Origin of the sequence: Janthinobacterium sp. BJB426 (genome assembly GCF_002735705.1) — a bacterium.
Classification (GTDB): Bacteria; Pseudomonadota; Gammaproteobacteria; order Burkholderiales; family Burkholderiaceae_D; genus Janthinobacterium.
In genome coordinates this window covers 430,884-457,005 of the sequence record NZ_PDZL01000002.1, presented here as the reverse complement: position 1 = coordinate 457,005, position 26,122 = coordinate 430,884, and the positions used below count along the sequence as shown (strand labels likewise).

The following is a 26,122-nucleotide window of genomic DNA, read 5'->3' as shown; positions in this document are numbered from 1 at the left end:
CCGAAAATCACCATGGACCTGAGTACCCACGCCGCCGTCGTCAATTGCGAAGCGTATCGCGATGGCAAGAAGATCGCCCATTTCGACATCGACAAGGTGGGCGACTTTCTCGGCGACCCCGATTGTTTCGTCTGGATCGGCATGGCCAGCCCCGACGTCACGGCTATGCAGGCGCTGCAATCGGCCTTTGGCTTGCACGAACTGGCCGTCGAGGATGCGCAGGGCGCGCACGAGCGGCCCAAGCTGGAAGAGTACGGCGACACCCTGTTCATGGTGGTGCACACCGCCACGCTGGACGGCGAGGCCATCGTCTACGGCGAAACCCACGTCTTTCTCGGCCCCCGCTTCATCATCACGGTGCGCCACGGCCCCTCGGCCGGCTATGCGAAGTTGCGCGAACGCAAGGAAAGCGTGCCCGAGAAACTGGCCAGCGGCCCTGGCTACGTGCTGTATTCCATCATCGATTTCATCGTCGACCAGTACCAACCCTGCATCGACCATTTGCAGGCGAAGTTTCAGCACTATGAACTGCAGTTGTTCAAGCCCAGTTTGAGTGAGGACAAGTTGCAGGATTTTTACCAGCTCAAGACGGAACTGCTCAAGCTCGATGCGGCCGTCAACCCGCTGCACGACATCTGCACCCAGCTGATCCGCTTCCATGGCGATATCGTGCCCAAGGAAAACCGCATCTATTACCGCGACATTCTCGACCACGTCAAACGGGTCACGCACACGGCGGGGCAGATGCGTGAACTGGTCAATTCGGCCATGCAGGTGGCGCTGGGGCAGATTTCGATCCGCCAGAACGAAGTCGTCAAGCGCCTGGCCGCCTGGGCCGCCATCCTGGCCGTGCCCACCATGGTCTTCAGCCTGTACGGCATGAATTTCGAATTCATGCCGGAACTGAAGTGGCGCGGCAGCTATCCGGCCGTGATCGTCGTCATCATCGCCGGCTGCTACTGGCTGCACCGGCGCCTGAAGCGAGAAGGCTGGCTGTAGTTGCGATAGATGGCCGGCCTGCAAATATTGGAGAGTTTCCCCGTTCAATCAGCTGCTACGATGAGGTCTCTTGGCAAGGCGGTTGATGGCAGGTGGCTGAACCTCCTTGGCGCGGATGGCGGTCCGGCCGGCGTTGCACCCCAGAGCTGCCAGTACGGACTACATTGCCTGTCCTACGCTGCAAGGCTCCCTGGTTTTCATGAGCTTTTTTTTGCCTATGCAGCTTATGCCTGCGCCAGCGCGCCCGTCGCTTCCAGGTTTGGAGAACGGCAGAAGTCATTGTCATGTGCATGACAGTTGATCTAGATCAATATGTTGCCTTATAGAATTATTCTAAGGTTTATATTCTTTACAATAGAATGATTTTCCTTGTAGAAATACATTGCTCAAAAGTTCGTATGAGCTCCACTTAATGCGACCGTTCTAGGCATATGGAATAACCTTACTATAAAGCAGTTCAATGACGACACCGACACCGACACCGACACCGACACCGACACCGACACCGACACCGACACCGACACCGACACCGACACCGACACCAGGAATTAGCACCGAATCACTTGCCAAAAAAATTGGCGTATGTGATGGGATGACCAACTTGATGTATAAATTCGCAATTGCTGCGGGTGCATGCATTACCTTGATATATTTATTTAGTATCCAGTTCTTTCCTACCGGTATGACCCCCGGTGAAGTCGTGTTTTTTGGTTTTGTCGCATTGACATTCGGCATTTTGTACTGCTTGCTTTTATTTTATGGTGCGGTGTCATCCATCTGGTTTATCAAGGTTCTTTCCTGGATTGCACATTTCATCCGCTGGTTGCGGCCGGGATCCTCCGTTGTGCCGTATACTTTACCTGCCCTGATCAATGGCATCGAGTACTTCTTTGTATCAGTCTTCATTTGTGTTGTTGGCATATATATTTCATATATTCAGGATGATGCCGCCGTTGCCATGTTATTGCTGACGTTCTTCACTGCCGGCTTTATATCTATCTTGCTGGCGACCGTTGGCCGGCATGCGCCAGCAACTGGCGGAGCGTCAACCTTTCCCCTGTGGCGACGGATCATTGCGGCCGCCACCGTGCCCCTGATGATCGTCCTGATCATTGGGCCAGCCATGAAGATGGTGCACATGGTTTTTGAAGGTCTGGGTGTGCGTAATCCTAATGTGAGTATTGAAGTTTCAGAAACTGAGCTGGGTGAAATCGAACGGATTGCTGAAGTGATAGGGCGGCCAGTGTTGGATTGTCGAAGAACTCCTGGAGGGCGCTTGCTGGTACATAATGCGGATGTATTATGGAGCAGTATCGGCAATGTTGCCATGGTGTCGTTCAGCGTGCGAGCCGCTAAAGAACCAGGTTATTTTAGTGCCGGTCCAAAAATACTCAGGGAGGCAATCTTGCGGCTTGATGCTACATCTATGCGCATTATTAAAACGCAGCCAAGAATGGATCCTTGCTTCGATGTATCTGCTGACATGTTATTCGAGACGGGTAATGATACATTAAGCTCTGTCGCTCAAGCCAGTCTGCATTCCGTCGCCGATGCGATTCTCGCATCGGGCACGCCTAGCCGTATCATCGTTCGCGGCCATAGCGATGCCCGGCCTCTCAGCCGATCCGTTGCTGGTAAGGTCGTTGATAATCAGCATCTTTCTGAATTGCGTGCTGATGAGGTCGCTAAAGTCCTGAAATCGTTGCTGAAAGCGCCTTCCGCAACCATTGTGCCGGAAGGTGTGGGGCGCCGGGAACCGAAGGTTAAATGCGTTGAAATGCCCGGCATGACGCAGTACGAACGTGAGCGTTGCCATGCTCCTAACCGTCGCGTGGAGATTCGGGTTCATTACGTACGCGATAGCAAGCCTGCACAGCAACAGGTCGCATCAGTGAGGAAGTGAGCATGTAGCGTTAGCAAGCACGTGACGGCATTGAGGGTGGCAACAAACGGGGTCTTTCGAGCTTGTTGCCCGACTCACCTGTTTAATGCCTGATGCTAAAAATGCATCAGCGGCTCCTGCCTTCAGGAGCCTTTTTTGCCCGTGCCGCTTATACTTGCGCCACCGCGCCCGCCGCTTCCAGTATCAGCGCCGCCACTTCCACGGGACGCGAGGCCAGCGAGGCGTGACTGGCGTTCAGGGTGATGACTTTTCTTGCGCCGAGGCGCGCCGCCATGCGCTCCTGGTTGACGGGGGAAATCATGCGGTCGGCAGTGGAAATCTGGTACCAGCTGGGTTTATGCTTCCAGGCCGGGTCGCTGACGGTGTCGCCGAAGGTGCTGGCCAGCGGCGCTTTCTGCACCACGCCCAGCACGGCGCCTTCTTCCGCATCAAGGTCCTGGCAAAAGCTGTCATGGTATTGCTCGGGCTTGACCCACAGATAGCCATCGCTGTCGCCTTCCAGGCTGGCCGCGCCCAGGGGCGGGTGTTCCTGCGTGATGCTGCCCGGGCTTTCGCCCGCGTCGGGGGCGAAGGCGGCGATGTACACGAGGCCGACCACATTCGGTGCATTGCCGGCCACGCTGATGACGGCGCCCCCATAGGAGTGTCCCACCAGCAATACCGGACCATGCACCTGGGCCACCATCTTGCGCGTGCGCTCGGCGTCGTCGGCCAATGACGTCAACGGCAGTTCGACGGCGCGGATGGCTGTGTGGCCCTGGCGCCGCAATTCGACAATGACGCGGCTCCAGTGGGCGGCGCCGCCCCAGAAACCGTGGACGAGGATGATCGTGGCTTGCTGGCTCATGCGGGTACTCCTTGATGTAAGGGAAACGGCGAAGAGCGCGCCGGGATCGAGTGCTCACGGCGCGGCGGGCAACTGCATGCCTATTGTAGACCTTCCCGGCGCATGGCCTCGATGGCGTCGACCACCGTGTTCTCGTACTCGATGAAGAAATCGCTGTGGAAGCCGTCGCGTAGCACCAGGTGGCGGCTGCCGGGCAGGGCGGCGGCCAGGCGCTCGCCGTCGGCCAGGCGCAGCGGGCGGATAAAGTCCAGCAGCGCTTGCGCGGCGGCCCGGGTGGCGGGATCGGCTTGCAGCAGCCAGGGAAACAGGTTGCGCAAGGTGCCCGGATCGACGGTGATGACGAGCGCTGGCGCGCGCACGCGGCGGTAGTCGGGCGAAAAATTGTGCGCGGCCATGTCCATGGCCGTGGCGATGGCGGGCGGGGTATTCGGTTGCACGGCGCCGCCGGGCAGCACTTCCAGGGCGTCGCGCCAGTTCGCTTCCAGCGCGGGCCACCAGTGCTTGTTGATCCGCCTGGCATAGGCGATCGAGGCCTCCACCGATGCCAGGTCGGCCGGGCCGGGCGGCGGTTCGTCGAAGGGCGTGGGTTCCGGTGCCTCATAGCCGCCGCTGGCCAGGTAATCGAAGGTTGTATCCAGATAGACGAGTCCCCGCACGCGCCGCGGGTGGCTGCCGGTGAACAGGGTCAGCTCGTTGCCGGCGATGGAATGGCCGGCCAGAATGATGCGTTGAACCTTCACTGCGTCCAGCACGGCCAGCAGGTCGGCCACCAGGGTGGCGGGGGCATACGTCATATCGTTGGCGTCGTTTGCGGGCAGCGGCTTGCCTGATGCGCCATACCCGCGCCGCGTGATGGCCAGCACGCGGTGGCGGCGCGCCAGCGCGGGGGCCAGGCTGTCGAAGGCGTGCGCATTGGCGCCCAGGCCGGCCAGCAGCACGATCACGTCATCGCTGTCGCCGCCTGCCGATGGCCAGTCGCGCACATGCAGGCTGACGCCAGGGGCGACGCCGATCTGCCGCTCGATTACCTTTGCGGCGTGCGGCACCCTGCCGCCGCCGCAGGCGGCCAGGGCCGCCATCGCGCCCATGCCGGACAGCAGGCGCCGGCGGGCGTGGAAATGGGGGATGGCATCGGTGATGCTGTTCATGCGGTACTCCTTGCTGTGACGGGGACATGGCCAGTGTCGCCGCCGCGCATGAAGTACAGATGAGGGGCAGATGAGGGGTGGGTGAAGGACCCGCCTGCGCGCTAATGCGACACCAGCACCGGCAACGTCATCTGCTGCAGCACCGTGCGCGTGACGCCGCCCAGCAGCGCCTCGCGCAGGCGCATGTGGCCGTAGCAGCCCATCACGACCAGGTCGCATTGGCGCTGCGCGGCTATGGCCAGCAGGGCCGCGCCCACATCCTGGCCCGGCGGCGTGTCGTGCTGCAGCACCTCGACGTTGACGCCGTGGCGCGCCAGGTACAGGGCCAGGTCGGCGCCCGGCTGCTCGCCATGCGCGGCCGGCTGGGCGTGCGAATTGACGACGGCCAGGGTCACCTGCCGCGCCCCTTGCAGCAGCGGCAGCGCATCGGTGATGGCGCGCAGCGCTTCGGCGCTGCCGTTCCAGGCCAGCAGCGGGTGCTGCGCGGTATCCGATAGCGTGGCCGCTGGCGCGTGCGGCACCATCAGCACGGGCCGGCCGGAGTGGAGCATCAGGTATTCTGCCGTGCCGGCGATGACGCGCGAGGGCGTATCCTGCGCATCCGTCTGGCCCAGGATCAGCAAGTCGCAATAGCGCGCCTGCAGCAGCAGCGCACCTTGCGCGTCGTCGTCGACGAAGCGCGTCTCGTAACTGCCCAGGCCTTCTTCGCGGGCGATGCGCTCGAAGTCGTGCAAGGCCTCGCTGGCCTGGGTGCGCAGCGCCTGCATCTGCGCCGGCGCAAACTGCAGCGCGTTGACGCCGCCGCCATACGCGTAGCGCGAGATGCCGCTCATGGCCGACCCGATCAGGTGAGCGCCGTCGGTGACGGCCAGGCGCACGGCCAGGCGGATGCGCTGGGCGCAGTGGCGGGAATTGTCGACGTGGACCAGCAGGGTGGTGTAGGGCATGGCGTTTTCCTCGGTTGTCGGTTATCAGGTTTGCAGCACGTAGCTGCCCGGCGCGTCGCCCAGGTCGGGCCCCATGGCAGGCGGCGCCACTTGCGCGTCCGTGCGTTCTGCCAGCCAGGCTTGCCAGGCGGGCCACCACGAACCGTCGTGGTGCGGCACGTCGCGCTGCCAGCTGTCCGCGTCGATGTAGGGCGCGTCGTGGCGGTGCGTGGCCAGCTGGTAGCTGCGGCGCGGCTGGCCCGGCGGCGAAACGACGCCCGCATTGTGGCCGCCCGAGGTGAGCAAGAAGGTAACGTCCGTGTCGGTCAGCAGCTGCAGTTTATACACGGAGCGCCACGGCGCCACGTGATCCGTCAGGGTGCCGACGGCGAAGATGGGAGCAGCGATGTCGGGCAGGGCGATGTGGCGGCCCGCCGTGCGGTAGCGGCCTTCGGCCAGGTCGTTGTGCAGGAACAGACGGCGCAGGTATTCCGAGTGCATGCGGCAGGGCATGCGCGTGGCGTCGCCGTTCCAGGCCATCAGGTCGCTGCCCTGTTCATCGCGTCCCAGCAGATAGTGGTTCAACCGGCGCGACCAGATCAAGTCGTTTGAGCGCAGCAGCTGGAAGGCGCCCGCCATCTGCTTCGTGTCGAGGTAGCCCTGCTTCCACATGGCCGCTTCCAGGAAGCTGACCTGGCTGTCGTCGATGAACAGCGACAGTTCGCCCGGCTCCTTGAAGTCCACCTGCGAGGCCAGCATGGTGAGGCTGGCCAGGCGCGCATCGCCGTCGCGCGCCATCGTCGCGGCGGCGATCGCCAGCAGGGTGCCACCCAGGCAGTAGCCCACCGCGTGCACCTGCGGCGCGCCCGTGAGGCGGGCAACGGCGTCGAGCGCGTCCATCACGCCCAGCTGGCGGTAGTCTTCCAGTGACAGCTCGCGGTCTTCCTCCTGCGGGTTTTTCCAGGAAATCATGAACACCGTGTGGCCTTGCCCCACCAGGTAGCGCACCAGCGAATTGTGCGGCGACAGGTCGAGAATATAGAACTTCATGATCCAGGCGGGCACGAACAGCAGGGGCGTGGCATGCACCTTGGCCGTCGTGGGCGCGTACTGTATCAATTCGATCAAGTCATTGCGGTAGACCACCTTGCCCGGCGTGACGGCCACGTTCCCGCCCACCTTGAACGCTGCTTCGCCGGCCACGCCAGCGCCCATGGCGGCGCGCCGCCAGTCGCTAGCCGCATGGGCCATGCCGCGCGCCAGGCTGGCACCGCCGCTCTCGAAGGTCGCTTGCTGCACCACGGGATTGGTCAGCAGGAAGTTCGACGGCGCCAGCATGTCTAGCCACTGGCGCACGGTGAAGGTGACGACATCCTCATGGTGCGGCGAGACGCCGCGCACGCCCGTGGTGGCGCGGTGCCACCATTGCTGCTGCAGCAGGAAGCCCTGGTAGACGAGGTTGTAGGGCCAGCGCTGCCAGGCAGGATCGTCGAAACGCCGGTCCTGCGGCAGCGGCGCGATGCACGGCTCGGTGGCGCCGCCAGTCAGGGCTGATTGCAATGCATATTGCTGCCAGCGGCCGATCTTCTTCCACGCTTCCTGCAGCAGGGTTTGCTGCTTCGATGGCGCCAGCGCCAGGTGGCTGAGCCAGTCGGCATACGCGTTGCCCAGCGCGGCTGGCGAAATACCGCCCGTGAACTTGCCCAGCCAGGCGTTCAGCAGCAGGTCGAGGGTGGCGCCTTCCGGTGCGCTTTCCGGATAACCGGGCGCCGGCACGCCTTGCCAGGCGCTACCCAGGCGCTCATGTTCCACGTTGTGCTGCGCGTTGCTCGGCTGCGTCTTGCTCATCCAGGGCTCCAGTCATTTTTTTACAGGATAGCAAGAGCTTGTTCAAAAAATTATGATCTACATCAAGTTTGGCCGGATGCGTGCCCATGTGGCTTGCCGCTTGATGGCAAGTCCGAATAAAAATGATTTAATCGAATATTGTGATTCCATTGTTTTGTGTGATGAAAGAAGAAAAAGCAATTTATTCATGAATTTATTTATTGTATTTGGCAAATTTATGTAGCAAAATGCAGTGAAGCAAGACCAGTCACTATGGATGGAGGAGATGGACATGCATACGAAAATGTCGGCAAGCGGCAGCGAAGAGGCGGCCAGAGGCTATTTACGCGAGGCAGCCGGGGGCGTGCGTCGTTCGTCCGGGCGGCGCCTGAAGGCGCTTGGCTACCTGGCCCTGTTGCTGGCCGTGGTGCCGGCCGCAGCCTGCATCGCCACGGGACGCGCCGGCGTGCCGGTGCTGTTTACCACCATGTGCGGCGTGGTGTCGTGCGCGGCCGACGGCCATGTGTTCTAGCGCGCTTCCTGCGCTTCCTCGCAGATCCAGGTCATGAATGCCTGCACGGCGGGGCGCGTGGCCGCGTCGGGCCGCGCTACCAGGTAGTAGGCAAAGCGCGCGGGCCAGGGCAAGTCCAGCACTTGCACCAGGCGCCCGGCGGCGATCTCCTCCTGCGCGTACAGCTGCGGCACCAGAGCCAGGCCCTGGCCCGCTTCGGCCGCGCGTATCAACAGAAAATCATCTTCGAAGGCCGAGCCGCGCAGCGCCCGCGCCGCATCCTCGCTGTCGTCCGGCGCGCCATGCGCGGCCAGCCACAGGGACCAGTCGGCGCGGTCCGTATCGTGCAGCAGCGGGTAGCGCAGGCAATCGCCCGGCGTGGCGATGGGCGGCTGGCCCGCCATCAGGGCGGGGCTGGCGACGGGCACCAGCACGGGCGCCATCAATCGCGTCACCTGCAAGCCCGGATAGTCGCCCAGGCCGTGCCGCAAGGCCACGTCGACCCGGTCGCGGCGCAGGTCGACCAGCGCCGACGTCGCTTCCACGCGCACCTCGATCTGCGGATGGCGCTGGTTGAAGTGGCCCAGCCTCGGCACCAGCCATGCGGCGGCAAAGGTGGCGACCGTGCTGACGGTCAGCGTCTGGCGGGCGCCCATGTCTTCCAGCGCCTGGCTGGCGCCGGCAATCTGCGCGAAGGCGCCCAGCAGGGCGGGGTGGACCCTGGCGCCCGCCTCGGTCAGGCGCAAGCCCTGGCGTTCGCGCGTAAACAGGGGCATGCCGACCCGATCTTCGAGCAGGCGGATTTGCTGGCTGACGGCGCCCGACGTCACGTGCAGCGCCTCGGCGGCCGCCTTGATGCTGCCGCGCTGGCCCACTTCGACAAAGGCGCGCAGCGCCTGGAGCGGTAAAGGATGTTTCATCGATATAGTTTTTCTATAGTTAAGCGCGAAAAATCATCGTTTCTGTTTCGCTCTTGGAGAACGCATTATAGGGGCATACGGCGTTCTTTTGACGTCGAGTAAAACTATATCGATAGGATATCCATGCTACTTTCACATCGGCAAATTTGCCTGATCCTGCTATGCACCACGCAATTCGTTGCCTTGCTCGATTTTTCCATCACCATGATCCCCTTGCCGCAAATTCAGCACAGCCTGGGCTTTACGCCCGGCGGCCTGCAGTGGGTGATCAATGCGTATGGCGTGGCCATCGCCGGCTTCCTGCTGCTGGGCGGGCGCGCGGCCGACCTGTTTGGCCGCCGCCGCGTCTTCGTCACGGGGTTGCTGCTGTTTACGGCCGCTTCCCTGGCGGGCGGCTTTTCGCATAGCCCGGCCATGTTGGTGGCCACGCGCGCGCTGCAGGGCTTTGGCGCCGCCATGTTTTCGCCGGCTGCGTTCTCGCTGCTGCTGGCCGTGTTTCCCGAACCGGCCCGGCGCAACCGGGCGCTCGGTGCCTGGACGGCCGTGGCGGCCAGCGGCTTTGTCGCGGGCCTGATCCTGGGCGGCTTCATCACGGACCTGCTGGGCTGGCGCTGGGTGCTGTGGATCAATGTGCCCGTCGGCTTGCTGGTGCTGGCCCTGTCGCCGGCCTTGCCACTGGGGCGACCCGATGCGGATACCGCTGCGGCTGCCGGCACGCTCGACGTTTGGGGCGCGCTGCTGGTGGCGTCGGGCGCGGCGACGCTGGTGTTTGCCTTTGCCAATAGCGAGCATGTGGGACTGGCGCATCCGTTCACCTTTGCCCTGATCGCGCTGGCGCTGGCCTTGTTGGCCCTGTTCGTGTGGGTGGAGGGACGCGTGGCAGCGCCGCTGATGCCGCTGGCCGTCTTCCGGCGCCGCTCCACGGGCGGCGCGAATATCGTCTCCCTGCTGGCCAATACGGCCCTGGGCCCCACCTTTGTCGTCGTGGCGCTGGCCATGCAGGAAGTGCTGGCGTTTTCCGCCACGCGCACGGGACTGGGACTGTTGCCGATGGCCGTCGCCTTTACCCTGGCCAGCGCGTGGGCCGGGCCGGCACTGATCGCCCGCTGCGGCACCAAGCCCGTCATCGTCGGCGGCATGCTGCTGTTCATCGGCGGCCTGGCCATGCTGGGCGCGTCGCTGGCCACGCTGGCGTCGTGGGCCGTCTCCATCCTGCCTGGCACCGTACTGGCCGGCATCGGCTATGGCCTGGCGTTTCCCGCCTGGACCGTGGCCGGCATCGATGGCGTGCCGGAAGCGGACCATGGCCTGGCCGGCGGCATGCTGACGACCACGCAGGAAGTCGGCTCGGCCGTTGGCCTGGCCGTGGGCGTGGCGGTCAGCATCGCCGTGCTTGCCGGCGGCGGCACGGCCGCGCAAGGCTACAGCAGCGCCATCCTCGTTTCCGCCTGTCTGGTGGCGGCGGGCCTGGCGTGCGCCATCGCCATCCTGCCCGGCAAGGCTGCGCGCCAGGAGGCGGCGCCATGATGGAACTCTACACTGACAGCTCGCCCAACGGTTTCAAAGCCACCATCGCGCTGGCCGAACTGGGCTTGCCCTATCAGTTGCGCCAAGTGCGCATCGACGAGGGCGAACACCGCTTGCCCGCTTTCCTGGCCCTCAATCCGCACGGGCGCATTCCGGTGCTGGTCGACCACGACACGGGCATCACCGTGTTTGAATCGGCCGCCATCCTGCTGTACCTGGCCGAGAAGACGGGGCGGCTGCTGCCGAAGGCTCCCGCGCAGCGCTGGGCCGCCATCACCTGGCTGCAATTCCACGCGGCCAGCATGGGGCCGATGCTGGGCCAGCGCGTGCATTTCGAGATCGCAGGCAGAGGCGCGAATGCGGCCGCCACGGCGCACTTTCGCCAGCTGTGCGACGCCGCGCTGGCCACCATGGATGGGCGCCTGGCGAACTACGCCTACCTGGCCGGCGACGCTTATTCCATCGCCGACATCGCCAGCTTTGGCTGGCTGCATATCGCCGACCTGGTCGGCTTCAAGCTCGATGAATGGCCCCTCGTGGGCGCCTGGTACGCCCGCGTGGCGGCACGTCCGGCCGTCCAGCTGGGCATCACGCTGCCCGCGCCCGCCACGGGCGCCTGAGCAACTTCAAGGAACAATATGACGATCGATACCAGTGGCGCGTCCTCGCACGCGTTTTCCCACCATGCCGGCTACCGCCGCATGTTCGCGCCCGGCGCGCTCACCCTCGGCATTTATCTGCCCCTGCGCTTTTACCAGGGCGACATGCAGGCGCTGGTCGGCCAGGCCGAGCTGGTCGCCGCCATGGACAGGCAAGGCTTTGCCGCCGCCTGGGTGCGCGACATTCCCCTGTTCGACCCGCGCTTCGGCGACGCGGGCCAGCTGTTCGACCCGTGGACCTACCTGGCGTATCTGGCGGCGCGCACGGACTCGCTGGCTCTGGCCACGGGCAGCGCCATCTTTACCCTGCGCCACCCCATCGACCTGGCCAAGGCGGCCGCCAGCATCGACCAATTGTCGGGCGGGCGCCTGGTGCTGGGCACGGCGTCGGGCGACCGCGCCAGCGAGTTTCCCGCGTATGGCGTGCCGTACGCCACGCGCGGCGAGCGTTATGCGCAGGCCGTGCATATGTTTCGCCAGTTACTGCGCGCCGGCCCCGCCAGTGTCAAAGGCCCGCTGGGCAGCATCGAGGGCCTCGAACTGCTGCCCAAGCCCGTGGCGGGCAGCATTCCCCTGGTCGTCACCAGCTCGTCGGGCCAGGCGCTGGAGTGGATAGGGCGCCACGCGGACGGCTGGCTGACGTATCCGGAAGCGACGGATACGCGGGACGGGCCGCGCCGCCTGGCGGAAAAGATCCGCGCCTGGCGCCAGTGCATACCGGATGGCGGCTTTCGCCCGCATATGTGCAATGAGTGGCTGGATCTGGTGGACGACCCCGATTACCCGCGCACGCCTGTGCGCAGCGGCTATGTGCTGCGCACGGGGCGCAAGGGCTTGATCGACTTGCTCGGTGAATGGCGCGAAGCAGGCGTCAACCATGCGGCGCTGGGCATCCAGCATGGCCAGCGCCCGGCTGCGGAGGTGCTGCAGGAATTGGCCGAGGAAGTGCTGCCGCATTTTCCTTCGCATGCGGTGCCGCCCAGCGCCGTGCCGCGCTGGTGAAGGGGAGATTAACGCGCTTAAAACGCGTGGCTGGCGGCGTAAATCAGCAAGCCGGCAAGGCCGCCCACGATGGTGCCGTTGATGCGGATGAATTGCAGGTCTCGCCCGATGGCCAGTTCGATGCGCTCGCTCATTTCATCCTTGCTCCACAAGTCCAGGCGGGCGGCGATGAAGGCGCCCACCTCCCCCCGGTAGCGGCGCACCAGCGAGCCGCTGCCGGCGACGATGGCGTCGTTCAGCCATGCCCGCGCAGCTTTGTCCGTTTCCAGCACCTTGCCCGTGTTGCGTGCCAGGCTGGCGATGGCTTGCGCCAGCAAGGGCTGGTCCGCGTGCAGGTCGGTCAGCAGGCGCGTGCTGAGGTGCTTCCAGACGTCGCCCAGCATGGCTTGCACCGTATCGCTGGCGATCAGCTGCAACTGGTAGCGGCGCACCGTCTCTTGCCATTGCGGGTCGGCCTTCAGGTGCAGGGCGCTGTCGGCGATCCAGCCGGCGATGCGCTGACGCAGCGGGTGGTCTGGATCGAGGCGCACGGCGAGGGCGAATTTTTGCAGCGAGGCGATCATGCGCGGTTCATATGCTTTCACGGCCTTTTTCACCAGCGCGTTCTCGATCTGGAAGGCGCCCAGCACGAAATCGCCGATGGCGGCATGGTGCGCCTCGTCGTCCAGGTAGGCGGCGCTGCGGTCGAGCATGAAGTCCTGCAGTTCCTGCGGCTTGCCGTCGGCGATCAGCGCATCGATGCAGTCGGCCGCCACGTCCGACAGATTCAGCTGGCCCAGGTAGCTGCTGGCCTGTACACGCAGCAGGCGTCCCAGTTTGTCGTGGTCGGCCATCGCCAGCAGCTGTCTGGCAACACTGGCGCTGGCCATGCCCAGCTGCTGCGCGTGGACCTCGTCACTGAGCCAGGCGCCCAGGCGCGCGGCGGGATCGGCTTGCGCGATGCGCTCGGCGATGCCTTGCTCGGTAATGAAATGATTTTCCACGAAGGCGCCCAGGCTGCGGCCGATGTCCGCCTTGCTGTTCGGGATGATGGCCGTATGCCACAGGGGGATGCCCAAAGGGTGGCGGAACAGGGCCACGACGGCGAACCAGTCGGCGATCGCCCCCACCATGGACGCTTCGGCGAATGCCTCCACATAGCCCCAGGCGGGGTGGCCGCCCCGTTGCGAGCGGGCCACGGCGAAGACCAGTGCGGCCAGCAGCAGCAAGCCGGCCGCCAGCCACTGCATGTTGCGCAGGCGCGCGCGTTTGAGCTGGTCCGTGCTCTGGTCCAGTTGTGCGATGAGGTCGGGGGAACGTTGCATGGATGGCGGCCTGCGGTGGTTGCGAGACCGCCATCTTAACTGCGGCAGCGACAGGATATGTCGCTGCCGGGGACTTTTTACTGTTGCGGATGCAGCAGCGAACGGCGGCGCGCGTAGCCGAAGTAGATGACCAGGCCGATCACCAGCCAGATGGTAAAGGCCACCCAGGTGACCCAGCTGAGGAAGGTCATCAGGCCCACGCACAGGATCACGGCCAGCGCCGGCACGTACGGCACGCCGGGGCAGCGGAAGGCGCGTGGCAGGTCCGGGCGCTTCTTGCGCAGCACCACCACGGCAATCGACACCATGGTGAAGGCGGCCAAAGTACCAATGTTGATCAGTTCGGCGAGGATGTTGAGCGGGATCACGGCGGCGATCAGGCCGAAGACGATGCCGACCAGCCAGGTGGCGAAGAACGGCGTGTGGAAGCGCGGGTGCACGGTCGACAGGCGCTTGGGCAGCAAGCCGTCGCGCGACATGGCGAAGATGATGCGCGTCTGGCCGAAGGCCATCACGAGGATCACGGTGGTCATGCCGAGGATGGCGCCCAGGTCGACGAAGCCGGCGATCCAGTTTTCGCCCGCATATTGCAGGGCCAGCGAGACGGGATGGTCGACGCCGAGGAATTTCTGGTACGGCACGATGCCCGTCATGATGGCCGAGACGACCACGTACAGCACGGCGCACACGGCCAAGGATCCTATGATGCCGATCGGCAGGTCGCGCGACGGCTTCTTGACTTCCTCGGCGGCCGAGGTGACGGCGTCAAAGCCGATGAAGGCGAAGAAGACGAGGGCGGCGGCGCTCAGCATGCCGTGGTAGCCGAAAGGCATGTAGGGCTGCCAGTTGGCTGGCTGCACGTGGCGCGCGCCGAAGATGATGAACAGCAATACCACGCCCACCTTGATGGCCACCATGATGTTGTTCAGGCGCGCCGATTCGCGCACGCCCCAGCCCAGCATGGCGGTGAGAAGCAGCATGATGACGAGGGCCGGCAGATTGATGAAGGTGGTCACGCCGGGCAGGGCACCCGGTGCGGCAGTCAGGGCCACGGGCAGGGCGATGCCAAAGCCCGACAGCAGCGACTGGAAATAGCCGGACCAGCCGACGGAGACGGCGGCAGCGGCCAGGCCGTATTCGAGCAGCAAGTCCCAGCCTATCATCCAGGCGGCCAGCTCGCCCAGGGTGGCATAGCTGTACGTGTAGATGGAGCCTGCCACGGGCACGGTGGAAGCGAATTCCGCGTAGCACAGGGCGGCGAAGCAGCAGGCGACGGCCGCCACGACAAATGACAGCGACAGGGCGGGGCCGGCCGTCAGCGCGCCCGTGCCGGTGAGCACGAAAATGCCCGTGCCGACGATGGCGCCAATGCCCATGAGGACAAGGTCGAAGGGCCCCAGCACCTTGGCCAGTCCTCCTGGCTTCTTGCTGTGGGCAATCATGTCATCCAAATTCTTGGTTCTAAATAAGCTCACTGTGTCTCCTGGTGGTTTTTGTCATGGCGCCATTGCCGCCTCGTGAGTAGCACGACGCAGCCAGATTCTAGCCCACACGCCCGTGATTCCAGAAGGAAAACCGTACGGTGCCATGCGCGTCAGCCCTGACAGCTTGTCCAGCAGGCAAAAAAACAGCCCCGGATGTGGGCCGGGGCTGGAAAGGAGACTGCTACCGTTGGTTACTTTGGCTTACTTGGCAAAGTGCGCTTCAATTTCTTCCAAAGTCTTGCCCTTCGTTTCCGGTAGTAAGAAGGCTGCTGCCAGGAAGTACAGCACCGTGCAGCCGGCGCCAAAGAAGAACAGGGTCGAATAGCCGTGCAAACCCACCGTGGGCAGGAAGATGGCGGCGATCACTGTCGAGACGAACTGGTTGACCAGCAGGGCGATGCTCATGCCGTTCGAACGGATACGCGTCGGCATCAGCTCGGACAGGGCCAGCCACACGCACACGCCCGGTCCCACGGCAAAGCTGGAAACGAACACGCAGATGGCGATGGCCACCAGCCAGCCGTGCGTGGACGAAGGCACGGGGCCCAGGCTGGCTTTCTCGATGCGCAGCGGCGCTTCGCGTCCGGCGGCCGGGTCGGCGAAGGGGTTCAGGTGCAGCTTGCGGAAGAACACGCCGATCACGCTGTCGGTCTGCACGGCGTCGTCGCGGGCGATGGACACCTGGCGCAGCACGGGATCGTCGCTGCGCAGGCTTTTCACGTTGGTGAACGGGCCGTAGGCGTAGGCGATGGTCAGCTGTTGCGGCGTGCCGTCGGCCGCCGCGCCCAGCGCTGTCAAGGTAGCCGCATCGAGGTGCAAGGACAGGCTGTCCGCTTGCACTTGCGCCGCGATGGCGGGGCGCACGTCGGCCAGGTGCGCTTCGGCGCCGCGGAACAGCAGGCCGGCCGCCAGCAGCGAGACGACGATACCGCCCGTGCCCAGCATCAGCAGGAACTTGCGGCCCTTGCGGTCCACCAGCAGCACGGCCACCACCGTCATCACGGCGTTCAGTACTTTCAATAACACGTCGGCCATATTGGCCGAGGCGCCCGACAGGCCCGCCTGGTTGAGGATATTGACGACATAGGCGAGGATGGAATTGATGCCCGTCGCCTGCGTGCAGGCGAGGATCAGGCAGGCCAGCAGGAAGGGCAGCACGTAGCGGCGGCTCAGCAGCGGATCCCTGGCCTTGCCGCTGGCCTTGGCCGTATTCTCCGGCGTGTCCTGCATCTCGCGCAGTTCGATGTCGGCGGCGGCTGGCAAGCGCGTGCGCAGCAGCGACTGGCGCGCCTGCTCGATGCGGCCCCGTTGCGCCAGCCAGCGCGGCGATTCGGCCAGCAGCAGGGCGCCGATGGTAAATACGAGGCCCGGCGTCAGGCAGACCCAGAAGATGCTGCGCCAGGCGTGGTCCTTGGCCGTGAAGATGGCGGCGATGCGGCCCGCTTCCGGCAAGGCTTGCGCCGCCTGCGTGGCCGTTTCCACCGTCTGCGCCTGCAGCAGGCCGATCAGGGCAGCGGCCACCAGGCCGATGGTCAGCAGCAGCTGGAACAGGGCGGCACCGCGTCCACGCTGTTGCGCGGGCAGGCATTCGGCCAGGTACAGGGGCACGACGACGCCGATCAAGCCGCCGCTGATGCCTTGCAGCAGGCGGCCCAGCAGCAGCGGCGTGTAGCCGTCGGCCAGGGCGATCAGCGGGATGCTGGCGCTGAACAGGGCGCCGGCCAGGAACATCACCCAGCGCCGGCCCAGCAGGTCGGCCAGGGCGCCGGCGAACAGCGACGAGAGGACTGAACCCAGGAGCACGGCGGCGACGATAAAGCTCAGCTGTTGGGCCGTCAGTTTCCAGGCCACCGAGGCCGTCGATTCCAGGTAGGGCAGGGCGCCGGCGATGATGCCGATGTCTATGCCGTACAGCAATCCCCCCATGCCGGCAATAAATAGCAGGTAGCGCATGGCCCACACGGGGGCCTTGTGTGACGTGTCGTGCATGAAAACTCCGGGACGGGGTTGAGGTTGGGGGATGGATCTGGAGGCTGAATCTAGCGGGTGGAAAGATCGATGGCCGCGCCTTCGACGAAGACGGACACTGGCTGTAGTGTGGAATCGAGGACGACGATATCGGCCCAGGCGCCCGGTGCCAGGCGGCCCCGTTCGGATTCGCCCAGGTAGTCGGCCGGGTACAGCGACAAGCGGTTCGAGGCGTCGGCCAGGTCCAGGCCCAGCTCGACGAAATTGCGCAGGGCCTGGTCCATGGTCAGCACGCTGCCGGCCAAGGAACCTGTTGCCAGGCGCACGCAGCCCAGGCATTTGTAGACGCGCTGCGTGCCCAGGCCGTATTCGCCGTCCGGCATGCCGGTGGCCGAGGTGGCGTCCGTCACGCCGTACAGGCGCGGGATGGCGCGCAGGGCCGCGCGCAGGGCGCCCTTGGCCACGTGCTGCAGGTCGGGGATGATTTCCGCGTATTCGGCATGCGCCAGCGCCGCGCCCACCATGCCCGGGTCGTAATGCGTCATGCCCGTCATGCCGTTGTACAGGTGGGTAAAACCGGAGACGCCGGCGTTCAGCGCCGCCACGCCTTCGTCATACGTGCCGGCGCTGTGGCCGATCTGCACGCGGATGCCCATCGCCGCCAGTTGCGGGATCAGTTCCAGGTGGCCGGGGATTTCCGGCGCCATGGTGAGCACCTTGATGGGGGCGATGGCGTGAAAGCGCTGCACCAGCGCCAGGCTTGCCTGCACCACGTCGGGCGGCTGCGCGCCCAGGCGGTGCAGGTTCAAAAACGGGCCTTCCAGGTGCACACCCAGCATGCGCGCGCCGTTTGCCGGGCGCTCGGCGATGACGCCGGCCAGGCCTTGCAGGGCGTGCAGGATCGACGGCTCTTTCGCCGTCAGGGTGGTGCCCAGCAGGGCCGTGGTGCCATGGCGCGCATGCACCTGCGCTACGGTGGCGCCCGCGTCGTCGCCTTCCATGATGTCGACGCCGGCCGCGCCATGCACGTGCAGGTCGATGAAGCCGGGCAAAATGGTCAGCGCGCTGTCGGCGGCAGGGTCTTCTTGTATCTGGACGATGCGCTGGTCAAAGGTAATGGTGCCCGTGATCCAGCCAGATGGGGTAAGGATTCTGCCGCTCAGCATGTGTTATTCCGCTATAAAAAGTTCGATGCCCAGCTTTTGCAGCCCTTCGCGGTACTCCTGGCTGATGCTGGCATCGGTGATGACGGTATCGACCCGGTCCAGCTGCACGATGCGGTGCAGGCTGACGCGGCCGAACTTGGAGGCGTCCGTGAGGACGATGATTTTCTTGGCCCGTTCCACCATCTTGTGGTTCAGGCTTGCTTCCGCTTCGTGGTGGGTGGTCACGCCAAACTGCAGGTCGAAACCATCCACGCCCAGAAACAGCTTGTCGAAGCTGTACGCCTGCAAACAGGTTTCCGCCTGGCTACCCTGGATCGACAGCGACTGCTTGCGCAGCAGGCCGCCCGTGAGGATCAGGTCCACGCCGGGCGCGTCGGCCAGTTCCCACGCGATGTTCAGGCCATTAGTCGCCACCGTCACGCCGGTCGCGTCGCGCAAATGGCGCGCCAGCGAGATGGTGGTGGTGCCCGAGTCGATGATGATGTTGTCGCCCGGTTCCACCAGCCGCGCAGCATAGGCGCCGATGCGCTCCTTCTGCTCGTGGTTGATGGCGTCCTTCTGGCGTATCGTGTGTTCAGGCGGCGGCGTGCGCGTCAGGGTCGCGCCACCGTGGCTGCGCGTGGCCATGCCTTGCGCTTCCAGCGCATTCAAGTCGCTGCGGATGGTGACCGCGGACACGCCGAGTTTTTCCACCAGATCGGTCACCTGCACCGAGCCCTGCTGGGCAAGCATTTGGAGGATGGATTCACGGCGTTGGCTGGTATTTCGCATGGTGGCGGGCTCAGTAAAAAATGAAAATACCGAGCTTAACAGATTGCCGCTTCGGCAATGACGGGGACTGCCGCATTGCGGTTGCAGGCGCGCGCATATTGCGCCAGCAAGCTGCCGATCTTGTGCTCGATCAAGGCCGGCGCCTGCGCTGGCAGGCTGCCCTGCACCACGGCCAGGTACTGCTCCGGCAAATGCTGGCTCAGCAGCGGCAGCGGAATCGCCACGGTGTCCAGGTTGGCCAGCAGCTTGCCAACGGCGGCCGCCACTTCCGGTTCGCCCCAGTAATAGCGGCAACGGTCGCTCAAGCCGTAGCGGCGCATCAATCGCTGCTCGCCCGGCGTGCCCAGGTAATGCTTGATCCAGTTCTTCGGCTTGGACACCATCACGTCGTCGAGCACCTGCATCAGTTGCGAGGTGGCGTGCGCCGGCAGCAGTTCTTCCTCGATCTGGCACAGCGCGAACAGCGCTTCGCGCAGGGCGAAGGTGGCGGCAGGGCCCACTTTCAGGATGGCGAAATGGTCGCGCACCATGGCGTGCAGGGCGGACTCGCGCTGGTAGTCGGTGGAATGGGCTTCGAACACGAGGCCAGGCTGCTCGGCGACAAAGGCCGACAGCTCGGTGGCGGCGTCCGCGTCGTAATGCTGGATGCTGCTCTGGTCGAAATCGACGCCCGGCTGCACCACCATGGCGATGACGCGGCGCCAGGCGCCATGCAGCTCGTTATCGAGGAAGGCGCGGCGGTGCACGTCGAGCGTGCGGCGCGCCGCTTGCGGGCTGGTGACGGCGCCGGCCTGCGCCAGCGACGCTTCGCCGCCGGGAACCGGCACTTCCGTACCGATCACGTAGACGGGCGGCGCGAATCCGGCGGCGGCCGCCGCCGCTTCGGCGACGATGCACAGGCGCGCCGAACGGGCGGCCACGGTTTCATCGTCGAGTTGCAAAGGGTCGTCGGCACAGCGCATGCTGCAATCGAGGTGGATTTTATGGAAGCCGGCGGCCGCATACGCGGCGATCAGGGTTTCGGCGTGGTCCATGGCGGTGGCCGCATCGAGGTGCTGCCAGGCGTTCGGGCCCAGATGGTCGCCGCCCAGTACGAGGCGGCTGGCGGGGAAACCCTGTTCGCGGGCCAGTGCCAGCATGGTGTCGCGGAAAACGGCCGGGGTCATGCCCGTGTAGCCGCCGAACTGGTCGACCTGGTTCGACGTCGCCTCGACCAGCAGCACAGTGTCGTATTCACTGGCCACGCGCATGGCGGCGCGCAGCACGCTCGGGTGGCTGCAGCAGACGGCGTACAGTCCCACGCGCTCGCCGCGGCGGTGCGCCTTGATCACTTGCTGGATCGGGGACAGGGTAAAAGTCGGGTTTTCCGCTTGCTTCATCATGTTGACGCCTTTGTATGTTGTCGTATCAAAAGAGCCGCGCCGCGCGCGCCGCCGGCGTCGCCAAAGCGGGGCGGCAGTATCGGCGGCACGTGCACGCCGGGGAACAGATGGCGCTTGACGGCGGCCGGCAGCTTGTCGTACAGGTGCGGCAGCTTGGACAAGCCGCCGCCGAGCACGATGACGTGCGGGTCGTAGGCCAGCACCAGGCCGGCCAGCGCGTGGCCCAGCACGTCGAGGTGCACGGCCACCGTGCGCTGGGCCACGGCGTCGCCCATGTTGGCGCGCGCCACGATGGCCAAAGGCTCCGCGCCGTCGCCGCCAAAGTGGGTGTGGATTTTGCGCATGGCAGGGCCGGAGACATAGCGTTCCAGGCAGCCCGCCTTGCCGCACGGGCAGGGGTAATCGGCCAGGCCGTGCTGCGCCAGCAGGGTGGCGGGCAGGCTCCAGTGGCCCCATTCGCCGGCCACGCCGTTAAAGCCGCGCAGCAGCTGGCCGCCCACGCAATAGCCGCCGCCTGCGCCCGTGCCGAGAATGGCGCCGAACATGCTGGCGGCATTGTCGGCCGCGCCGCCCTGCGCTTCCGACAGGGCGAAGCACTGGCAATCGTTGCCGATGGCGACAGGACGTTGCAAGGCCTGCTGCAGGGTTTGCGCCACCAGGCGGCCGTTCAGGGCTGGCACGTTGGAGCTGAGCTGGCGGTCAGTGGCGCTGTCGATCACGCCGGGCAAGCCGATGCCGACGGGCGCCGTCGTGCCCAGAGCGGCGTCGCCGCGCGCCACCAGGTCGACGATGGCTTGCACGAAGGCGGCAAAATCGTCGCCCGGCGTGGCTACCCGTTCGCGGAACACTTCCGCCAGCGCGCCATCGTGGTCGGCAAAGGCGACCAGCTCCATCTTGCTGCCGCCGATGTCGATGCCGTGGTAACCGGCGGTGTGATTAGAATTGGTCATGGCCATAGATGGTGACGCCCTGCACGACACGGTTGACGATGCCGCCGGCGAATGGATTGTCGGGGCGCAGTTGCAGCAGCGCGGACTGGTGCAGCGCATATTGCTGCGCCATCAGCAGCCACAGCGGAGCCAGCCAGGCGTCGGGCCAGGCCGGCGCATCGGCCGACAGGTCGCTGCCGATGCCCACCGTCAGGCAGCGCTGCGCCACGCTGTCGCGCTGCAGCTCTTTCAATAGGTCGTCTTCATACTGGCGCGCCAGGGGCTTGCTGCTGCGCAGCAGGATTACCAGCGATTCCGTGGTGACGGCCGATTTCGGGCCGTGGCGGAAGCCCAGCGGCGTATTCGCCATCGCCATCACCCGGCCGCCCGTCAATTCCAGGATCTTCAATGCCGCTTCCTTGGCCAGCGCTTCCAGCGGACCGCTGCCCAGGTAGACGACGCGTTGCACGGGCGTTGATCCCAGGTCCGCCACGGGCGCCGACCAGTCGCGCAAGGCTTGCTCGCCGAGGCCGGCCATGGTCTCCAGGCGAGTCAGATCCGTGTCCTTGCCCAGCACCGACAGGGCCGCCAGCAGCATGCTGCTGAAACTGCTGGTCATGGCGAAGCCGCGGTCGCAGCTGCCTTCCGGCATCAGCAGGTTATACGTATTGCTGTCGTTGGCGCCCTGGCGCGCCAGCTTGCCGTCCGCGTTGCAGGTGATGTTCAGGAAGCGCGCGCCGGGCACGACCTGGCGCAGCAGTTCTACTGCCGCCAGGCTTTCCGGGCTGTCGCCGCTGCGGGCAAACGAGACGAGCAGGGTGGGCGCGTCCGCTTCCAGGTACAGCTCATGGTGCGTCAGCAAGGTTGTGGTGGCGATGGCGCGGATTTGCGCCGGCCAGGCCGCATTCAGGGTATCGACGACGATCTCGCCCACATACGCCGAGCTGCCGGCGCCCGTCAGGATGACGCGTTGCTGCGGATTCGACAGTGCGTCGCCGAGGAAGGCGGCCAGGGCTGCTTGTTCATTGCGCAAAATGCTGGCCAGCGCGCGCCAGATGGCCGGCTGGTGGGCGATTTCCTCGGCCGTGTGCAGGCCGCCGATGTCGCGCCAGGTTTGAATGTCACGCTGAAGAAGGGTAGTCATGAGAGCTCAGTAAAGTGTTTGTTGGAGAAAGCATAAATACTAAATTTCGAAAAGTCAAATACGAAAGCAAAACGAAAGTAAATAGTTTTCTGTCTTGCGAAATAATGTCGTTTTAAAGGCATCGAAGCGTGCTGCGGTGCAGCGTAAAAGCCCGTGGCGGCGCGGCTTGTCGCTGAAATGCCACGATAACGAAAGTATGTTTTGTGACATTTTGGTGAAACGTAAGAAAAATGCGCCAATTCTGGGCATTTTATTAATAAATTACCGCTTTAACTTTCTTTTGATTGACGATATTTATTTTTCTTCTTAAAGTATTTCATCGAATCACTTCTGAAAGCCGATAGATGAAACCTCTCCCGCTTCCCCGCCGCGTCCTTGCCGCCTGTGTCCTCGCCGCCCTTGCCACCTTGTCTGCGCAAAGCTTGCAGGCCGCGCCTCTCGGCAACCTGGCCAGCGTGAGTGCCGTGCATGCGGCCGACGTGGCCAAGGGCGAGGCACTGGGCTGGGATCTGCGCAGCGACACGGGCATGCAGCTGCGTATCAGCCTGCCGCTGGTGGACGTGCTGCGCATCCAGGCCGGCGGAAAAGGGGGTTTGACGGGGCCGGGCGACAAGGCCGCGCCCATCGTCGTGGGCCAGCCTGCCGCGCAGGTGGCGTACCAGATCCATGAACAGCCCGACCATATCCTGATCAGCACCGAAGCCCTGAGCCTGCGCATCGACCGCAAACCGTTGCGCTTTACCCTGCTGCGCAAGGGCGATGCGGTGCCCCTGTGGCGCGAGGTGCAGCCGCTGTCGCTCGACGACAAGCAGGGCGTGCAAGTGTTATCGAGCCTGCCGGGCGAGCGGTACTTTGGCGGCGGCCAGCAGAATGGCCGCTTCGAATTCAAGGGTAGGCAGGTGCCCGTGTCCTATTCGGGCGGCTGGGAAGAGGGCGACCGGCCGAATCCCGCGCCATTCCTGATGAGTTCACGGGGTTGGGGCATGCTGCGCAACACCTGGTCCGACGGGAGCTACGACTTGCGCGACAAGGAGCAGATCTCGCTGCAGCACGCGGAAGGGCGCTTCGATGCGTATTTCTTCGTCGGCAAGGACTTGCGCGACGTCGTCGCCCGCTACACGGACTTGACGGGCCGCGCGCGCATGCTGCCCCGCTGGGCGCTGGAATACGGCGACGCCGATTGCTACAACGATGGCGACAACGTGAAAAAGCCGGGTTCCGTGCCGAAGGGCTGGAGTGACGGCCCCACCGGCAAGACGCCGGACGTGGTGGAAAGCGTGGCGCGCCAGTACCGCGAACACGACATGCCGGGCGGCTGGATACTGCCCAACGACGGCTATGGCTGCGGCTACACGAATTTGCCGGAAACGGTGAAGGGACTGGCCGGCTATGGTTTTCGCACGGGCCTGTGGACGGAAAACGGCGTCGACAAGATCGCCTGGGAAGTGGGCCAGGCGGGCAGCCGCGTGCAAAAGCTCGACGTGGCGTGGACGGGCAAGGGCTACCAGTTCGCCATGGACGCGAACAAGTCGGCCTACGACGGCATCCTGAACAACTCCGACAGCCGCCCCTTCCTGTGGACGGTGATGGGCTGGGCCGGCATCCAGCGCTACGCCGTGGCGTGGACGGGTGACCAGAGCGCCAGCTGGGACTACATCCGCTGGCACATTCCCACGCTGATCGGCTCGGGCCTGTCCGGCCAGGCGTATGCGTCTGGCGACGTGGACGCCATCTTCGGCGGCAGTCCGGAAACCTATCTGCGCGACTTGCAGTGGAAGAGTTTTACGCCAGTCCTGATGGGCATGTCCGGCTGGGCCGCGGCCGAGCGCAAGCATCCGTGGTGGTTCGAGCAGCCTTACCGCGACATCAACCGCCGCTATCTGAAACTCAAGATGCGCCTCACTCCCTATATGTATACCCTCGTGCGCGAAGCGGACCAATCGGGCGCGCCGCTGGTGCGCGGCCTGATGTGGGATTACCCGCAAGACCCGGCCGCCTACACGGAAGCCTATAAATACCAATTCCTGCTGGGCCGCGACCTGCTGGTGGCGCCCGTCTACCGCAGCCAGGCCGTCAGCGGCGGCTGGCGCAAGGGCATCCACCTGCCGCAGGGCACGTGGTACGACTACTGGGATGGCCGCCAGGCCACGGCGGACGCGAAAGGACGCGACCTGGACATGCAGGTGACGCTGGATAAATTGCCCGTGTTCGTGCGCGCCGGCGCCATCCTCCCCATGTATCCGGAAATGCTGTACGACGGCCAGAAGCCGAAGGATCAGCTGACCCTCGATATCTACCCGCACGGCGATTCCGAATACACCCTGTATGAAGACGATGGCAACACGCGCCAGTACCAGGGCGGCGCCTTCAGCCAGCAAGTCATCCGCATGCGCCAGACGGGCGGCGACGTGCAGGTCGACATCGGCGCCGTCGATGGCCAGTACCAGGGTCAGGAAGCGCGCCGCGGTTATGCGCTGCGCATGCTGTCGGGCCAGGCACCGGCCGCCGTGCGCGCTGGCGAACGGCTGATCGCGGCAGCCGGCGACCGCGCCGCCTACGACAAGGCGGCAGAGGGCTGGTATTTCGACGCGGCTGACAGGCAAGGCACCCTGCACGTGAAAGTGGCGGCGCAGGACATCCGCCAGGCCTTGACTTTGCAGGTCGCCGGCGCGCTGGCCGTGGCCAGAGTCGACGCCGACTTCCCGGCCGCTCCCGTGCCGGGCCGCGCCTTGCCGGCCGACGCCATGCAGGTGGTGGCGCGTCCTGCCGAGGAGAGCGGCTATCCGCTGGAAAACGCCTTTGATGGCAAGCCAGAGACGTGGTTCCGCACCGTGCGCAGCCCGTCCGTGAAAAGCGGTCCGCACGAATGGGTGATCGGCTTCACGGAGCGCCGGCTGGTCGACGGCATCGAACTGGCGCCGCGCAACGACCAGCACTGGAAGCATGGCCAGGTGCGCGACTATGAAATCTACATCGGCGACAACAACGGCGAATGGGGCGTACCGCTGGTGCGGGGCACCTTGAAACTGCAGGAAGGCGTGCAGACGATTACTTTCCCCGCCACGGCCGGGCGCTTGCTGCGTTTCCGCGTCATGAGCACGCAAAATCCGGAAGGCGACGGTGCCGCGTCCCTGGACCCGATGGTAACGGCGGCGCAAGCGGGTCCGGTGGCGCGCGCGTTCGACGCGGCGCTGGCGACCGACGTGGCGCCCGTCACCCTGTCCGCATTCCGCGTGCTCGAGCACCGCGTGGCCGAAGGCGAGGAAGTACAGCGCTACCTGTCGGACCTGGCGCTGCCGAAGACTGTCGCGAAAGACCGGCCAGTGGGCAAGGTGGCCGAAATGCGCATGAACGGGCTGTGGTTCCGCAAGGGCCTCGGCGTGGGACCTGCCAGCCGCATCGATTTGCAGCTGGCGGGCAACTGGAATCTGCTGCGCGCCGACCTGGGTGTGGACGATAGCTGCCGCAGCGCGGGCGGCTTGCAATTCCAGGTCTGGAGCGGTGAGCGGCTGCTGTATGACAGCGGTCTGGTCACGGCTCCCGGGGTGGTCAAACCCGAAATCGACGTGCGCGGCCTGAGCCAGCTCAGTTTGCGCACCCTGGGCGCGCGCGGCGCCCACCCGGCCCAGGTGTGCGGCAACTGGGCCAACGCCGTGCTGACCGGCACGGAAGGCGCGACCGTCAAGCCGCGCTAGACACATCATC

The 26,122-nt window shown here is 64.9% G+C and carries 20 protein-coding genes; 7 read left to right on the top strand and 13 right to left on the bottom strand.

What is annotated here, in order from left to right; translation table 11 throughout:
• Positions 1-12 precede the first annotated feature (12 nt).
• Positions 13-999, top strand: coding sequence for a magnesium and cobalt transport protein CorA (locus tag CSQ93_RS04980; protein ID WP_099377023.1), 987 nt, complete (start codon positions 13-15; stop codon positions 997-999).
• Positions 1,000-1,459: 460 nt separating this feature from the next.
• Positions 1,460-2,902, top strand: coding sequence for an OmpA family protein (locus CSQ93_RS04975; protein WP_199534257.1), 1,443 nt, complete (start codon positions 1,460-1,462; stop codon positions 2,900-2,902).
• A 148-nt stretch (positions 2,903-3,050) separates the two neighbouring features.
• Here the strand turns inward: CSQ93_RS04975 and CSQ93_RS04970 are convergent, their stop codons facing one another.
• The 4 genes from CSQ93_RS04970 to CSQ93_RS04955 form a co-directional block, all read right to left on the bottom strand.
• On the bottom strand, positions 3,051-3,749 hold the full coding sequence (locus CSQ93_RS04970) for an alpha/beta hydrolase (protein ID WP_099377021.1): 699 nt from the start codon (positions 3,747-3,749) through the stop codon (positions 3,051-3,053).
• An 80-nt stretch (positions 3,750-3,829) separates the two neighbouring features.
• Positions 3,830-4,897 (bottom strand): alpha/beta fold hydrolase, encoded by a 1,068-nt coding sequence (locus tag CSQ93_RS04965; protein ID WP_099377020.1) that lies wholly within the window; start codon positions 4,895-4,897, stop codon positions 3,830-3,832.
• A 101-nt stretch (positions 4,898-4,998) separates the two neighbouring features.
• Positions 4,999-5,844, bottom strand: coding sequence for a universal stress protein (locus CSQ93_RS04960; RefSeq protein ID WP_099377019.1), 846 nt, complete (start codon positions 5,842-5,844; stop codon positions 4,999-5,001).
• A gap of 24 nt (positions 5,845-5,868) precedes the next feature.
• The gene (locus CSQ93_RS04955; RefSeq protein WP_099377018.1) at positions 5,869-7,671 is read right to left on the bottom strand and encodes a PHA/PHB synthase family protein; all 1,803 of its coding nucleotides are present in this window, start codon (positions 7,669-7,671) and stop codon (positions 5,869-5,871) included.
• A 271-nt stretch (positions 7,672-7,942) separates the two neighbouring features.
• Here CSQ93_RS04955 and CSQ93_RS04950 point away from each other — a divergent pair, with 271 nt between their 5' ends.
• Complete coding sequence (locus CSQ93_RS04950; RefSeq protein ID WP_158301119.1) at positions 7,943-8,182, top strand: hypothetical protein; 240 nt, start codon at positions 7,943-7,945, stop codon at positions 8,180-8,182.
• On the opposite strand, the gene gcvA is transcribed toward CSQ93_RS04950, so the two are convergent.
• Positions 8,179-9,081: a transcriptional regulator GcvA gene (gene gcvA, locus CSQ93_RS04945; RefSeq protein WP_099377016.1), complete on the bottom strand. Its 903-nt coding sequence runs from the start codon at positions 9,079-9,081 to the stop codon at positions 8,179-8,181. The genes CSQ93_RS04950 and gcvA overlap by 4 nt on opposite strands.
• A 123-nt stretch (positions 9,082-9,204) precedes the next feature.
• Here gcvA and CSQ93_RS04940 point away from each other — a divergent pair, with 123 nt between their 5' ends.
• Genes CSQ93_RS04940 through CSQ93_RS04930 form a run of 3 tightly spaced genes read left to right on the top strand, consistent with a single transcriptional unit; the run spans position 9,205 to position 12,269 of the window.
• Positions 9,205-10,608 carry an MFS transporter gene (locus tag CSQ93_RS04940; RefSeq protein WP_099377015.1) on the top strand — a complete coding sequence of 468 codons (1,404 nt, stop codon included), beginning with the start codon at positions 9,205-9,207 and terminating at the stop codon, positions 10,606-10,608.
• The gene (locus tag CSQ93_RS04935) at positions 10,605-11,228 is read left to right on the top strand and encodes a glutathione S-transferase family protein (RefSeq protein WP_099377014.1); all 624 of its coding nucleotides are present in this window, start codon (positions 10,605-10,607) and stop codon (positions 11,226-11,228) included. Before CSQ93_RS04940 ends, CSQ93_RS04935 begins: the two co-directional genes overlap by 4 nt.
• Positions 11,229-11,246: 18 nt before the next feature.
• A complete protein-coding gene (locus tag CSQ93_RS04930) occupies positions 11,247-12,269 on the top strand; it encodes an LLM class oxidoreductase (RefSeq protein WP_099377013.1) in 1,023 nt (340 codons plus the stop codon).
• Between the two features lie 17 nt (positions 12,270-12,286).
• On the opposite strand, the gene CSQ93_RS04925 is transcribed toward CSQ93_RS04930, so the two are convergent.
• From CSQ93_RS04925 to CSQ93_RS04890, 8 genes are all read right to left on the bottom strand, one after another.
• Entirely contained in the window at positions 12,287-13,573 is a 1,287-nt protein-coding gene (locus CSQ93_RS04925) for a DUF445 domain-containing protein (protein WP_099377012.1), read from the bottom strand.
• A gap of 77 nt (positions 13,574-13,650) precedes the next feature.
• Positions 13,651-15,048: an amino acid permease gene (locus tag CSQ93_RS04920; protein ID WP_099377011.1), complete on the bottom strand. Its 1,398-nt coding sequence runs from the start codon at positions 15,046-15,048 to the stop codon at positions 13,651-13,653.
• 210 nt (positions 15,049-15,258) lie between these two features.
• Positions 15,259-17,046 (bottom strand): MFS transporter, encoded by a 1,788-nt coding sequence (locus tag CSQ93_RS04915; protein WP_099377010.1) that lies wholly within the window; start codon positions 17,044-17,046, stop codon positions 15,259-15,261.
• A 50-nt stretch (positions 17,047-17,096) separates the two neighbouring features.
• Positions 17,097-18,191, bottom strand: coding sequence for an N-acetylglucosamine-6-phosphate deacetylase (locus CSQ93_RS04910; RefSeq protein WP_099377009.1), 1,095 nt, complete (start codon positions 18,189-18,191; stop codon positions 17,097-17,099).
• Between the two features lie 3 nt (positions 18,192-18,194).
• Positions 18,195-18,962, bottom strand: a complete 768-nt coding sequence (locus CSQ93_RS04905) for a DeoR family transcriptional regulator (protein ID WP_034781637.1) — start codon at positions 18,960-18,962, stop codon at positions 18,195-18,197.
• Between the two features lie 35 nt (positions 18,963-18,997).
• A complete protein-coding gene (locus CSQ93_RS04900; RefSeq protein WP_199534274.1) occupies positions 18,998-20,341 on the bottom strand; it encodes a D-tagatose-bisphosphate aldolase, class II, non-catalytic subunit in 1,344 nt (447 codons plus the stop codon).
• The gene (locus CSQ93_RS04895) at positions 20,341-21,294 is read right to left on the bottom strand and encodes an ROK family protein (RefSeq protein WP_099377008.1); all 954 of its coding nucleotides are present in this window, start codon (positions 21,292-21,294) and stop codon (positions 20,341-20,343) included. Before CSQ93_RS04895 ends, CSQ93_RS04900 begins: the two co-directional genes overlap by 1 nt.
• Complete coding sequence (locus CSQ93_RS04890; RefSeq protein WP_099377007.1) at positions 21,281-22,417, bottom strand: SIS domain-containing protein; 1,137 nt, start codon at positions 22,415-22,417, stop codon at positions 21,281-21,283. Before CSQ93_RS04890 ends, CSQ93_RS04895 begins: the two co-directional genes overlap by 14 nt.
• Before the next feature lie 344 nt (positions 22,418-22,761).
• Between CSQ93_RS04890 and CSQ93_RS04885 the strand changes: the two genes are divergently transcribed.
• A complete protein-coding gene (locus CSQ93_RS04885) occupies positions 22,762-26,112 on the top strand; it encodes a TIM-barrel domain-containing protein (RefSeq protein WP_099377006.1) in 3,351 nt (1,116 codons plus the stop codon).
• Positions 26,113-26,122: the final 10 nt, after the last annotated feature.